Raw genomic sequence first — 13,572 nt, 5'->3', positions numbered from 1 at the left:
TCAGAAATCCGACTCCGATTCGGCGGCCGCGACCTCGGCGCGCAAGGGGGTGATATCGACGGGGCCCGCCGCGGTTTCGCCGGCCGCCGCGGAAATGGCCTGCCCGGCACGGCGCAGCCGGGCGTGAGCCAGTTCCCTGATCAGATCGCGCTGCCGAATATCGGCCGCGGGATCGGTCATGGGCCGGTTCTCCGGCACCGCGGGATCGGCCGGTGATCCGGCACCCGCCGGTGCGGCGGCTCCCACGCCCGGCACGTAGATCTCGATATCGGAGACCGTCGCGGTGGTATCGGCCACCACCGCCGACCAGGTATCCCCGTTCAATACCAAGGCGGCGGCCCGGATCCCGGCGCCTGTCCGGACCAGCGCCCGAGGTCGCAGATGCTCCGGCGGATCCGCGCGCAGCCCCGGCGCGGCGACCACCCGTACCCGGAGAGTGCTACCGCCCGGGACCCGGACGAGTTCCCAGGACACCGCCCGTTCGGAAGCGTCGACGATACCGGGCGGGCAATGCCGCCAATCCCATCCGGCGCTGCCCCTTTCGAGGACGAGGGCAGTGTCGGCGCCGCTCGGCCGCCCACCGGCCGCCAGCGCGTAGTCGGTGGCCCTTGCGGGTCCGGGCGCCGCGAGAACGTCCGGGTCGGTGGCGGCATCGGGAGCGTCGGCACCGTCGACGATGCTCTCGCAGAATTCGCTCAACTCCGCTATCTCACGGTCCAGTTCGGCCGGATCGAGCGCGGGAATACCGTCCACGGTCGAGGCGGGCCACCAGCGTGCCGCCCAGTGCGCGTAGCCGAGCCGGCGCACCGCGGCTGCCAGTTCGGGCCGTTCGGGACGGGTGGGCAGTTCGACCGGATCGGTGTACTCGTCGGCGGCCACCGCGACCTCGGCACCGTAGAGCGCCCACAGCCACTCCTGAGCGGTATCGAGATCGTGCAGGATCGCCGCCGGAACAGGCCGGCCCGCCAGCAGATTCCAGCTCAGATAGCCGCCGCCGACTTCCAGGACAGCGGTGTCCAGTCCCGGGGCCGCCGCCGGATCGGGCGAGTCGCCCGGCACGATACTCCAGCGGCCGGGCCCGATCAGCCGGATACGCACAGTGTCGACCATCAGACTGCCCTCGGTTCGGCCGTCTCCGGCTCCGGTACCGTCCGTGCGCTCAACGCCTTCCGGACCCGGGTGCGATGATCGAGCGCCACCGACCGTGCCACCCCGTCCAGCAGATCCCACAACTCGTCGAGTTCGGTGACCGGTATCTCCCGGACATCTCGCCCGTGCAGCCGCACCCACAGCCGCCGCAGGTACGGGCGCCACGGCGTGCGCAGTTCGGCGGCGATGACCGCGAGCGGATCACGGTCCCCGGACACCGGATGGATCGCCAGCCGGCGCGCCTGCAGCACATAGGCCTCCCGCTGCCACCTGCTGTTCACCAGCTGCTGGGCGGCCGACTCGGCGGCGGCCCCCGATATGTCCCGGGTTTGCGGTGGCGTGATCGGCGCCAGCCCGAGCGCCAGCTCGACTCCGGCCGCCGCGGTGAGGCGCAGCGATTCACCGAGCAGTGCCCACGGCGCGCAGCTGCGGGCGATCTCGGTGGTGACCAGGTCCGGAATCGGCGGCAGCTCGGCTCGTTCGGTGGAAACCTGCAACACCGTGAAAACCCGCTCGTGGACGGTTCGGTCGAACGGCAGGCCGAGGGTGGCAGTGGACGCCGACGCACCCACGGCCGGACGGCGCGGCGCCGGATGAACCGTCAGTCCCAGCTCGTGGGCGCGCCCGAGACCGGCGGACGAAGCAGGGGTCTCGCAGCGCCACAGTTCGATTCCTGTATGTGTTCCCACATTCTGTGCAACCAGTTCCCCGAGCAACCGGCGCCCGGTGCCGGAGTCGACCCCGGAGCGGGTCGCGACCGCGTGTTCCAGGAGTTGCCGTAGCGCGCCGGTGTACTCGACCGGTACCGCGGGCGGCGCCGGGCGCCGGCCCCACGCAGTGCCGATCAGATCATCGAGCAGCGCCGTCCGCGCGGAATCGGTGAGATGGTCCTTGAGCGCCTGGGTGGTACGCCCGGCCGTGAAGCCGTGGATCTCGCGCAGTACCGCCTCGGCCCGGACCCGGTCCCGGTCCGGATCGGGGTGGCCCCGGGTGACGGCCAGTTCGAAACAACGCTGGAAGTAGAGATCCTGAGCGGTGCCCTCGGTAATCCGCAACCGGCGGCGGACCTGTTTGAGCAGGGTGAACCAGGCGGCGGTCGCCCGCAGCGCGTCGGCCTGGGCATAGACCCGGGCGGCAAGCAGTGTCGCGCCGTCGGGGGTCAGCACCGCGCCCCCGCAGCTCGGATACTGCACCGGCCGGATGACCAGCGGATCGAGGATCGATTTCACGGTCCGGCGCAGCGGCCCACCCGCGGGTCCGCTCAACGCCTCGACACCCCCGAGACCGCGCCACACCTCATCGAGCACCATGGCCCGCGGTCGTCGCATGACCCCAGGTTATCGGAGTAGCGCCCCGGTGGCGGTGCCGAAAGTTGGGATCGGTAGGCGCGCGCCGATTCCTACTTTTCTCCTAACGGCCACGAACACCGGGCCGGAACACCGAGAGAACAGGAACCACCATGAACGCCACGATCTTCCGCCTCGGCGCCGTCGCCCTCGCCGCCTCCGCCACCCTGCTGCTGTCCGCCTGCGGTGAGGATACGAGCACCACCGCGGCACCGGCAGGCCCGAATACCTCCACCGCAGCCGGCGACACCACCACCGGCGGCGGCACGTCGGCTGCCGAGGTCGACGGTAAGGCGCTGGAGGCGAACTTCGAGACCACCTGCGCGAAGCAGGGCAACACCCTGGCGCTGGCGCTGACCGATACCGCGAACGCCCGGTACGGCCAGCTGAGCGTCAGCGCCAGCATCGTCGACTACACAACCGTGCAGGCGGTGGCCATCGCGGGCAGTCAGGGCGGTTCGAACGGAATGCCCTACGCGGTCGGTTACGGCAACGGCCAGCCCGGCGGTTCCGCCCAGCTGACCAAGGACGGCGACACCTACACGGTGACCGGCAAAGGCATCGGCGCGCCCGATATGGCCGACCCGCTCGCCGGACCCGCCGAAGCGGCCTTCGAGATCACCTTCGCCTGCTCGACGGTCGTCGGCGGCTGATCGCGGGCCGGGCATCCGGCTCCTCGTCGCCCCGCACGCTCGGTTCCCGCCGAACGTCCGGTGCGACGAGGTGGCCAGGTATCCGGACCACAACCTTCAGGAGAAATCATGATCCGCACCCTGCGTCTCACCGCCCTCGCCGGCGCCGCCCTCGCCGTGGGCTTCTATCTCTGGCACGGCCTGACCTACCGGGCCGGCAGCGTCTACGAACCCGCCGAGCTGGCTTGGCTCAACGGTTTCCTGGCTCTGCCGATCATCGCGCTCAGCCTGGTCGTCACCGTTTTCGCCTTCACCGGCACGGGTATCGTCACGGCGCTGACCGGTCGCAACACCGGCGATTTCCGCGATGCCCCACTGGGTCTGGGGACCGTGCGGTCGTTCACCCATACCGGCGTCACCCTGAACGACCAGCCGCAGATCCGGATCGAGTTCGGTGTCGAAGGCGCGCAGGGCGAGCGGTTCGACGCGGTCGCGAAAACGATTGTGCCCCTGACCGAACTCGCCCTGCTGGCACCCGGTGTGGTCCTGCCGGTGCGCTACCGGCCGGACCGCCCGGGTGTGGTCGAACTGGACCTGTCCGGTGACACTGCGGCGGCGCAGCGGGTGATGAACGAATCGCTGATCCGGAAGGGTTTCACGACAAAGGAAAAGGTGGATATCGCCGCACGCGGTGTCGCGGCCCAGGCCGTGGTCCAGTCGCTGACCGTGCCGGGGGAGATCCGCGACGGCTATTCGAAAGTCGCGGTGGGGCTGGTGATCACCCGTCCCGACGGCAGCACCTTCAGCACGGTCTCCGAGAAGTTCCTGCCGCCGGCGGCGATCGGCAATGTGCAGGTGGGCCGGATCGTCACGGCCCACTATCTGCCCGGTAACGAGAAGGAGGTCGTGCTGTCGATTCCGGTCAATGCGTGAACAACCGGCCCGGCGCGCCCGTCCCGCGAGGACGGGCGCATCGGCGTTCCCGCGCCGGATGTCGTACCGGCATCACCCGCCGGGCCCACCGCATGACCGGGTTGGCCGCGGGGTGCGGGATCGCCGATCCCTGCTACACGCAGTACTTGCTGGTCAGCTGCGTTTCCATGCCTCGATCTACCTATCCGGCATATCCATCTCCCAGTGGATGGGATTTCCGGCCCTGCGATCCGCCCGGGGAAAGTGTGATGTCGGTTACGCATTCCGGCTGCTCGTCGAATGCGGGAACCACCCGAAAGGACCGCTGATGGTCGCCTCGACCCTCCCATCCGACACCCCGCAGCGCTGGACGCCGCGTCTGATCTTCTCGCTCGCCGCGATCGTGCTGCTACTGGAAATGCTCGCGGTGAGCTACATGATGATCTCCACCGCGCTACCTTCGATCGCCGCGCACTACCAGACCACCCAGGGCGCCTGGTTGCTCACTTCGTTCCTGCTGGTCGGGGCCGTGACCGCACCGCTGATCGGCAAACTGGCGGATATGTACGGCAAACGCAGCGCCCTGCTCGGCTGCGTCGCCGTGGCCACGGTGGGATCGTTCGTCTCCGCGGTCGCGGGCAGCTACGCGGTTCTCATCGCCGGCCGGGCACTCACCGGCCTGCTGGTCCCCTGCCTGTTCCTGAGCTATTCGCTGATCCGGGATGTGTTCCCGGCGAAAACCATCGCGCTGGCCGTCAGCATCGCGACCAGCGGTATGGGGTTGATCGCGATCCCCGCGCCTTTCCTCACCGGATGGCTCATCGACAACCACGGGTTCCGCAGCATCTTCTGGTTCTTCGTGATCGGCCTCGCCGTCCTCGGCGCGCTGATCTTCCTGACCACCGCCGAATCGCCGGTACGACTGCGTTCGCGGATCGATCTGATCGGGGCAGTGCTGCTCGGCGGCGGTATCGCCGGGGTGCTCGTCGCGGTGAGCTTCGGGCCGGCCTGGGGCTGGCGCGCCGGATCGACGGTCGCGTACCTGGCCGGCGGCGTGGTGCTGTTGCTCGTCTGGGCGGCAACCGCGCGAATGATCCGGGACCCGCTGATCGATCTCGGCGTACTGCGGCGCCGTCCGGTCCTGCTGACCACGATCGGTGCCGGACTCTGCTACGGCTCGAGTGGCCTGTTCACCATCCTGCTGCCGATGCTCGCGATGACACCGGACATGCTCGGGCTCGGATACGGATTCGGTGTCACGGCGGAGGGTTTCGCGATCTTCCAGGCACCGATCGGCCTGATGGTGGTGATCGGTGGTGTGCTGGTCGGACTGCTCGTCGGCCGCGATATCCGGCCCCGCGTCCTGATGACCTGCGGCATGCTGCTGATGGCCGCCGGGTTCACGCTGACCGCGGCCGTACACGACAACAAGACGCTGCTCATCGCGTTCGCCGCAGTGTTCGGCACCGGTATGGGCATGGCGTACGCGGCGGTGCCGAACCTGTTGATCGAAGCGGTGCCGCCACAGCTGCAGGCCGGTACGGCGAGCATTGTCGGGGTGTCGCAGAGCGTCTTTCCGGCAGTACTCCCGGTTATCGCGTTCACGGTCATGAACAATTCCTACGTCGCGCCGATCCCACCGGAAACGACCCGGGGGGTCGTGTTCTACCTGGATGGCGGTTTCACCGTGGCGTTCCTCGTCGGTGCCGCGACCGCGGTCCTCGGCGCGCTGGTCGCGGTGGCACTACCGCGCCGGATCGTGCAGGTCTGCGCACCCGACAAGGTGACCGATACCGACGAAGGCGGTCTGGTCTTCGCCCGCTGAACCACGGAGTGCCGAGCCGGTCGCGCGTGGTGGCGCGACCGGCTCGCCGATTCGTCACAGTGCGAATCGAATCCGGCGGCCGGATAGGGGCCCGGCCGCGCGGATCGTGGGCCGATCCGGATGTCGTTGCCGGGTAGATCCGCTCAGATCGCGGCGACAGCCGCCACGAAACGGTCCAGTTCGTCGAAGCTCACGAAACAGTGCGGCGAAGCGCGCACCACCGAATCCAGCCCACGGGCCGACATATCCAGCAGCGTGGACCCGCGATGACTGACCGTCACGGTGATGTCTTTGCCGAGCAGACGGTCCCGGACCTCCACCGGCGGCGTTCCGGCCACTGTGAACGAGACGATCCCGCTGTGCTGTACCCCCAGATCCCGCACCGTCACCCCGGGCAGTTCACCCAGTGCGCCCCGGAGGTATCCGGCCCGCTCGGCGACCGCCGCGTAAACCTCCTCCGGACCGAGTTCGAGCAGGTAGCGCACGGCGGCCCCGAGCCCGAGCCGGGCCGCGACATCGTGCTCCCAGAACTCGAACCGGGACGCGTCCGGCGCCATCCGGTACTCGTCCGGCCCGGTCCACTGCGCGCTGTGCAGATCGAGCCGGCCCGGTTCCATCGAGGCGGCCAGTTCCGGCCGCAGATAGAGGAATCCGGTACCACGCGGACCGCGCAACCATTTGCGACCGGTCGCCGACAACGCGTCCACCCCCAGCTCGACGACATCCAGCGGTAGCTGGCCCGCGGATTGGCAGGCGTCGAGCAGTACCAGCGCCCCGGCCTCGCGCGCGATCCGCGCGGCCGCCGCCACCGGATTCACCAGACCTCCGTTGGTGGGCACGTGCAGCAGCGACACCAGCCGTACGCGGTCGTCCAGCATCGCGGCCAGCGCATCGGTATCGAGCCGGCCGGTGTCGTCGCTGGGGATCTGTTCCACCCGGGCCCCGGCGGCCCGGGCGCGCTGCAGGGCGGCGATGGCATTACTGGCGTAGTCGGCGCCGGAGACGAGAATGCGGTCGCCGGGACGTAGCGGAACGGCGTAGAAGAAGTCCGACCAGCCCCGCGTGGCGCTGTCGCCGAGGGCGATGGTGCCGGGCGTGGTGTTCAGCAGGGTCGCTATCGCCTCCTTGACCGCGGCCAGATCGTCGAGGCGTTCATTCGCCGCCCGGTACCCCCCGATCTCGGCCTCCCGCCGCAGATGGGCGATCACCGTTTCGGTGACCACCCGCGGTGGAAGCGAGGACCCCGCACTGTCCAAGAAGACCGAACCGGCCCCGACGCCGGGCGTATCGTCACGTACTCGCTGCTCATCGACCATGCACCCGAGCCTATGACGGATCCGTGACGCGTTCGCGCCGCAAATGTGTCCGTGCTCCTCGCTACTCTGGATTCCACGCGGAGCTCGGCCGGGCGTCCGGATCGTGCGCCACCGTCGATCGATGACGAACCGACAATCGAACACACCGCTCGGGCAGCGGCCCGGACCGAACACGCGAATTACGAACCAGCGAGAAGCCGCACGGAGGTTGGTATGGCGGTCACACTCGAACATCCGGAATCGACCAGCGACCTACCAGCACACCCGGCTCTGTCCAGCCGAGCGGCGGCCGAAGCCTATATCGGCGGTGTCTGTTTCAAAGTCGGCCCGCCCCGTCTCATCGGCGCCGAACTCGAATGGTTCACCATCTGCCGTACCGGTCGTACGGCCCGCCGGAACGCACAACGACCGACCGCGGGCAGCGCATATCAGCTGTTCGACGGTGCCCGGCCCACGACCGAACTGCTGGCCCAGGCTCTGGGCCCCTACGCACCCCGCGCCATCGCGCCCGATTCCCCCGCCCACGCCCTGCCCGGTGGCAGCCGTGTCACCGTAGAACCAGGTGGGCAGATCGAACTCTCCAGCATCGCCGTCTCCGACGCCGCCGACCTGTGTGCCCGGCTCCGCGCCGACGAACAGCGGCTGCGCGAACTCCTGCGCGCCCGATCCATCCGGATGATCGCCGCCGCCGCCGATCCGGCCCGCACCCCCCGATGCCAGCTCGAATCACCCCGCTATCGGGCGATGGAGCACTATTTCACCCGGATCGGCCCCTTCGGTCGGCTCATGATGAGCAATACCGCGGCGGCCCAGGTCAGCCTCGATATCGGCGGCGACCTCGCCGAACTCACCGCCCGGTGGACCGCCCTGCACGCCGTCGGCCCCGCCCTGATCACCGCTTTCGCATGTTCCCCGGCGCTTCGTGGCGCGCCCACCGGCGAATGGGCGTCCCAGCGGATGCGCACCTGGCTGCACCTGGACCCGGCACGTGCCTGCCCGCCCGTCGCCGACTGGGCCGACCCGGTCACCGGTTACGCGTCCTGGGCGCTGGATGCGCCGCTGCTGTGCGTCCGGCGTCCCGAACACCTCGCCTGGGCGGCCCCGCCGGATGCCACCTTCGGCGACTGGCTGTCCGGTGGCCTGGACGAGGTGATCGGCCGCCGCCCCGATATCGATGATCTCCACTACCATCTGACCACCCTCTTCCCGCCGGTCCGGCCCGCCGGGTACTTCGAGGTCCGTTATCTGGACGCACAACCCGGCGACGGCTGGACGGTCCCGATCACCGTCCTCGACGCCCTGCTGTCCACCCCGGCCGCTGTCGCCGACGCGACGGCCGCGGCGGGCGCGACGACCGGCCGCTGGCAGGACGCCGCGCGGTTCGGTCTCGCCGATCCGGAGTTGCGGGCGGCCGCCGTCGCGGTATTGGAGGCCGCTGCCGCGCACCACCCGGACCCCGGTCCTGCGCTGCGGTCCGCTGTCCGGCGGTGTGCGGGCGGCCGGGCACCACAGGACGAATCGCACCATGCCTGACCGCGCCGCCTCGGTACGTGGCACCCACCCCCACCGATCACCCGTCGACGAGCGGAGAGCATCGTGACCGTCACCCAGCCGAACGCCGACCTCATCGAAACCGAACGGTTGCGCGAGCACATCGCGGCCGCCCTCATCCGGGCGCGGCTGCGCACCGCGGCGCTCACCGATTGTGTGGACGAAGCCGAACTCCGGGCGCAGCATTCCCCGCTGATGAGCCCACTGGTCTGGGATCTGGCCCATATCGGCAGCCAGGAGGAATTGTGGCTGGTGCGCGACGTCGGGGGCCGGGAGCCGGTCCGTCCCGATATCGACGAACTGTACGACGCGTTCAAACATGCCCGCTCGAATCGGCCGCAGCTGCCACTGCTGAGTCCCCACGAGGCCCGCGGCTATGTCGGTACGGTACGCGACAAGGTATGGGACGTCCTGGACCGCAGCCCGCTGCGGGGCAACGAACTGGTCACGGGTGGTTTCGCCTTCGGCATGATCGCCCAGCACGAACAGCAGCACGACGAGACCATGCTCGCCACCCACCAGTTGCGGACCGGGGCGCCGGCGCTCACCGCGCCCGCCCCACCCGCCGCCGCTGTGCCGGTACGCGGCGAGGTGGTGATCCCGGCAGGTGAGTTCGTCATGGGCACCTCCACCGATCCCTGGGCACTCGACAACGAACGACCGGCCCATCCGCTGCACGTGCCCGCCTTCGCGATCGACGCCGCACCCGTCACCAACGCGCAGTATCTGGCGTTCGTCGCCGACGGCGGCTACGAGCGGCGGGAACTGTGGTCCGAACGTGGCTGGGCACATCGCCGCGAAGCCGGGCTCACGGCACCGCAGTTCTGGGAACGTGACGCCGACGGACAGTGGTGGCGGCGGGTGTTCGGGGCGCTCCGCCCGCTGCGGCCGGAACAGCCGGTGGTGCACGTGTGCTGGTTCGAGGCGCAGGCCTACGCGAACTGGGCCGGTAAACGGCTGCCCACCGAGGCGGAATGGGAGAAAGCGGCCCGCTACGACCCGGAGACCGGGCGCACCCGCACCTACCCGTGGGGTGATACGGAGCCCGGGCCGGGTCTGGCCAACCTCGGTCAGCGTCATCTCGAGCCCGCCGATATCGGCGCCTACCCGGCCGGTGCTTCGCCCGCAGGCGTGCACCAGCTGATCGGCGACGTCTGGGAGTGGACCTCCTCCGGGTTCGATCCCTATCCCGGATTCCGGGCGTTCCCGTACCGGGAGTACTCCGAGGTGTTCTTCGGCGGTGACTACCGGGTGCTGCGCGGGGGTTCCTTCGGTACCGACACCGTCGCCTGCCGGGGTACCTTCCGCAACTGGGACCATCCGATCCGCCGGCAGATCTTCGCCGGGTTCCGGCTGGCCCGCACCGTGGGCCCGGAAGAGGCCTGATGTGCCGCCATCTCGGCTATGTGGGTACCCCGGTGCCGGTGGGCGACATGCTGACCCGCGGCCCGCACTCCCTGCGCACCCAGGCGTGGGCGCCGCGGGAGATGCGCGGCGGCGGCACGATCAACGCCGACGGGTTCGGAGTCGCGTGGTGGGGGCCGGACGCGACCGCGGTCACCCGCTACCGCAATGCCGATCCGATCTGGACCGACCCGGCGGTCGACGAGGTACTGCCGCAGCTGACCTCGCACGCGGTTCTGGGCTCGGTGCGTTCGGCGACCGTCGGTATGCCGCTGGAACGTTCGGCGTGCGCGCCGTTCCTGTGGGATCGGTGGGCGTTCAGTCACAACGGGGTGGTGCCGCGATGGCGTTCGGTACTCACCGCCGTCCTCTCCGATCTGGATGTCGCCGCCACCCGCGCCGGAATGACCCGCCGCTACGAGACCAGCCATCTGCTCGAGGCCGAGGCGCTCACCGATTCGGCCGCGTTGTGGGTGCTGCTGAGCCGATTGCTCGACCCCGAACCGCCGGCCGGGTTGGCCGAAACCCCCGGCACCGCATTGCGTCTGCTCGTCACCGGCGTCCTGCACCACGCTCCCGACGCCCGAGTGAACCTGCTACTCGGCGACGGTAGGCGGTTGTGGGCCACCACCTGCTACCACTCGCTGTACGCCCTGATCGGCGACGAGTTCGCCGTGCTGGCCTCCGAACCCTATGACGACGACGCCCGGTGGCAGCTGCTACCGGACCGGAGTCTCGTCCACGCCGAACCCGGCGGGCTGAGCATCGATAACCTCGAGCTCGGCCGATCCACCGCGACCGAAAGCCTGCCCCGATGACCCAGCCGATCGTGGAAGTCCATCTCACCGACGCCGATCTCACCGAGGCGCTGCGCACCGATGCCCGCCGCGGACTCACCGCACGCCCGAAGTGGCTGCCCCCGAAATGGTTCTACGATGCCAGCGGCAGCGAACTGTTCGAGCAGATCACCGCGCTGCCCGAGTATTATCCGACCCGCACCGAACGGGCCCTGCTGGAATCGGTGGCCGGCGCGATCGCCCGCACCGCGAAAGCGGAGGTCCTGGTCGAGCTGGGGTCCGGTTCGGCGGCCAAGACCCGGATCCTGTTGAACGCCCTCACGTCGGAGGGTCCCCTCACAACCTATGTACCGCAGGATGTCTCGGCGACGGCGCTGCGCGCTTCCGCGACGGAAGTGGCCGCGGAGTTTCCGGGCCTGGCGGTACACGGGGTGGTCAGCGATTTCACCGACACGCTCGGCGCGCTGCCGCGCGGTGGACGCCGGATGATCGCGTTCCTCGGCGGCACCATCGGCAATATGGTCCCCGATGTACGCGCCGAATTCCTGACAGGTATCCACGATGTTCTGGAACCGGGCGAGCAACTGCTGCTGGGTGCCGGGCTGGTCGTCGACCCGGAAGTCATGGTCCCCGCTTACGACGACGCCGCCGGGGTCACGGCGGAGTTCAACCGTAATGTGCTGCGGGTTCTCAATTCCCGGCTCCGGGCCGATTTCGACCCGGAATCCTTCCGGCATATCGCGCACTGGGATCCGGACAACGAATGGATCGAGATGCGGTTGGAGGCGACCCGGGAAATGAACGTCACGGTCGCCGATCTCGGTTTCACCGCGCGTTTCGCGCCGGGCGAGCAGATCCGCACCGAGATCTCCGCGAAGTTCCGTATTCCGGGACTGGACAGTGAACTACGGGCTGCGGGATTCGTGCTGGAACACGCGTGGACCGATCCCGACGACCGTTTCGCTCTCGTCCTCGCGGCCCGGGTCTGAGGGCGGAATCGGATTCCGGCATCCGAGCTTCCCTCGGACTACTCGTTTCTCCGGGGGACGCTCGTCCCCGAGGTCCGGTACGGGCGCCGCCAGGTGGCCGGCGAAACCCGGGCGCGGCCGCATATCAGTGCAGGCGGTTCTGCGCCGGCTCCAACCCGACCCGCAACAGCAATTCCACGGCATCAGCGGCCTGCTCGACCACCGTGGGCAGTTCTCTGCGCTCGGCCGACGAAAACGGTTTGAGCACGAAATCGGCCGGATCCTGCCGGCCCGGCGGACGCCCGATACCGATACGGGTGCGCAGATAATCCTTGGTGGTCAGGGCACCGGACACCGACCGCAAACCGTTGTGCCCGCCCTCGCCGCCACCACGCTTGAGCCTGATCTCACCGAACGGGAGATCCAGTTCGTCGTGCACGACGACGACCTCGGTCGGCGGAACCGAGAAGAACCGGGCCAGAGCCGCCACCGGGCGGCCGGACAGATTCATGAACGATCGCGGTTTCGCGATCAATACCTGACGTCCGTCCAATCGGGCCTGCAACAGATCGGCACCCGATTTCTTATGAGCGGTGAACCGGCCGCCGACCCGCTCCGCGAGCGAATCGGCGACCAGAAAGCCCACATTGTGCCGGGTCCGCTCATACGCCGGACCCGGATTGCCCAAGCCGACGACGAGCGCCGGCGCGGTATCGGCCATCGAGAAGGGGCCGGATTCCTATTCGGCGCTCTCGCCCTCGGCGACCTCGGCCTCGGGCTCCGGCTCGGCGGCACGGGGCTCGACGACGTTCACGATCAGCGCCTCCGGGTCACCGGCCAGCTCGACACCCTTGGGCAGCACGATGGCGCCCGCGGTGATCTGGGTGCCCACCTCGGCACCGGCGACGGAGACCTCGACGGACTCCGGAATGTTCAGCGCGTCGGCCGAGACGGAAATGGTGGTGGCCTCCTGGGTGACCAGGGTCCCGGGGCCGGCCTCACCGGTGAGCGTGACCGGAACATCGGCGGTGACCGCCTCGCCCCGCTGCACGATCAGCAGGTCGGCGTGCTCGATGTAACGGTGGATCGGATGCACGACGACCGATTTGGTCAGCGCGAGCTGCTTCTTGCCCTCGATGTTCAGGTTCAGCACCGCGTTGGTGCCGTGCTGACGCAGGATGGCCGCGAACGACAGCGCGTCCAGCGACAGATGCTGCGGGTCCGACTGATGCCCGTACAGCACAGCCGGCACGTTGCCCGCGCGGCGGGTACGGCGCGCTGCGCCCTTGCCGAACTCGGTGCGGATCTGCGCTTCGAGAAGGTTGACGTCGGACATGACTGGATAACTCCTACGGCTCTACCGGACTGGTGGGCGGTGCCAGGGTAATCGCGCCCCTGGTCGGTTGGTCTGCTCGTCAGGCGAAGACCGATCGGAGGCGGCCGGAAGCCGCGCCGCGTCGATCACGGTGCCGCAGAAATGCGAACCCTCGCCGAGACAACCCGAATACTGTAACTCGAGCGCCGCATAACTCCTGAATCGGGTGGGCTGTGTTCATCGGCGCCGCCTTCGGCGTCGCGGGCGGGGCCCTCGTGACCCCGGGTCTTCCCTCCTCCGCTCCCCCGCTCCGTCAGTCCAGACCCGGGGCGGGCCCCGCCTTTGTGGATGGCCCCG

12 protein-coding genes are annotated in these 13,572 nt (G+C 69.2%); 7 read left to right on the top strand and 5 right to left on the bottom strand.

What is annotated here, in order from left to right; translation table 11 throughout:
• Together ACWCPQ_RS25400 and ACWCPQ_RS25395 are read right to left on the bottom strand one after the other, a co-directional pair.
• Complete coding sequence (locus ACWCPQ_RS25400; protein ID WP_449903135.1) at positions 1-1,110, bottom strand: hypothetical protein; 1,110 nt, start codon at positions 1,108-1,110, stop codon at positions 1-3.
• On the bottom strand, positions 1,110-2,477 hold the full coding sequence (locus ACWCPQ_RS25395; protein WP_449903133.1) for a hypothetical protein: 1,368 nt from the start codon (positions 2,475-2,477) through the stop codon (positions 1,110-1,112). Before ACWCPQ_RS25395 ends, ACWCPQ_RS25400 begins: the two co-directional genes overlap by 1 nt.
• Positions 2,478-2,608: 131 nt before the next feature.
• Here ACWCPQ_RS25395 and ACWCPQ_RS25390 point away from each other — a divergent pair, with 131 nt between their 5' ends.
• From ACWCPQ_RS25390 to ACWCPQ_RS25380, 3 genes are all read left to right on the top strand, one after another.
• Entirely contained in the window at positions 2,609-3,148 is a 540-nt protein-coding gene (locus tag ACWCPQ_RS25390; RefSeq protein WP_449903130.1) for a lipoprotein LpqH, read from the top strand.
• Between the two features lie 108 nt (positions 3,149-3,256).
• Entirely contained in the window at positions 3,257-4,060 is an 804-nt protein-coding gene (locus ACWCPQ_RS25385; protein ID WP_449903128.1) for a hypothetical protein, read from the top strand.
• 307 nt (positions 4,061-4,367) lie between these two features.
• Complete coding sequence (locus ACWCPQ_RS25380; RefSeq protein ID WP_449903126.1) at positions 4,368-5,864, top strand: MFS transporter; 1,497 nt, start codon at positions 4,368-4,370, stop codon at positions 5,862-5,864.
• A 143-nt stretch (positions 5,865-6,007) separates the two neighbouring features.
• Here the strand turns inward: ACWCPQ_RS25380 and ACWCPQ_RS25375 are convergent, their stop codons facing one another.
• On the bottom strand, positions 6,008-7,180 hold the full coding sequence (locus tag ACWCPQ_RS25375; protein ID WP_449903123.1) for an aminotransferase class V-fold PLP-dependent enzyme: 1,173 nt from the start codon (positions 7,178-7,180) through the stop codon (positions 6,008-6,010).
• A gap of 213 nt (positions 7,181-7,393) precedes the next feature.
• Here ACWCPQ_RS25375 and egtA point away from each other — a divergent pair, with 213 nt between their 5' ends.
• The 4 genes from egtA (at position 7,394) to egtD (ending at position 11,921) form a co-directional block, all read left to right on the top strand.
• Positions 7,394-8,713, top strand: a complete 1,320-nt coding sequence (gene egtA / locus ACWCPQ_RS25370; RefSeq protein ID WP_449903121.1) for an ergothioneine biosynthesis glutamate--cysteine ligase EgtA — start codon at positions 7,394-7,396, stop codon at positions 8,711-8,713.
• 93 nt (positions 8,714-8,806) lie between these two features.
• Positions 8,807-10,117 (top strand): ergothioneine biosynthesis protein EgtB, encoded by a 1,311-nt coding sequence (gene egtB, locus ACWCPQ_RS25365; protein WP_449903260.1) that lies wholly within the window; start codon positions 8,807-8,809, stop codon positions 10,115-10,117.
• Positions 10,117-10,953, top strand: a complete 837-nt coding sequence (egtC, locus tag ACWCPQ_RS25360; RefSeq protein ID WP_449903119.1) for an ergothioneine biosynthesis protein EgtC — start codon at positions 10,117-10,119, stop codon at positions 10,951-10,953. Before egtB ends, egtC begins: the two co-directional genes overlap by 1 nt.
• A complete protein-coding gene (egtD, locus tag ACWCPQ_RS25355; protein ID WP_449903117.1) occupies positions 10,950-11,921 on the top strand; it encodes an L-histidine N(alpha)-methyltransferase in 972 nt (323 codons plus the stop codon). Before egtC ends, egtD begins: the two co-directional genes overlap by 4 nt.
• 124 nt (positions 11,922-12,045) lie before the next feature.
• Here the strand turns inward: egtD and pth are convergent, their stop codons facing one another.
• Positions 12,046-12,621 (bottom strand): aminoacyl-tRNA hydrolase, encoded by a 576-nt coding sequence (gene pth, locus ACWCPQ_RS25350; RefSeq protein ID WP_449903114.1) that lies wholly within the window; start codon positions 12,619-12,621, stop codon positions 12,046-12,048.
• Positions 12,622-12,639: 18 nt separating this feature from the next.
• On the bottom strand, positions 12,640-13,236 hold the full coding sequence (locus tag ACWCPQ_RS25345) for a 50S ribosomal protein L25/general stress protein Ctc (RefSeq protein WP_449903112.1): 597 nt from the start codon (positions 13,234-13,236) through the stop codon (positions 12,640-12,642).
• Positions 13,237-13,572 lie beyond the last annotated feature (336 nt).

Source organism: Nocardia sp. NPDC001965 (assembly GCF_053594175.1).
This window is presented reverse-complemented; position numbering and strand designations above follow the sequence as displayed.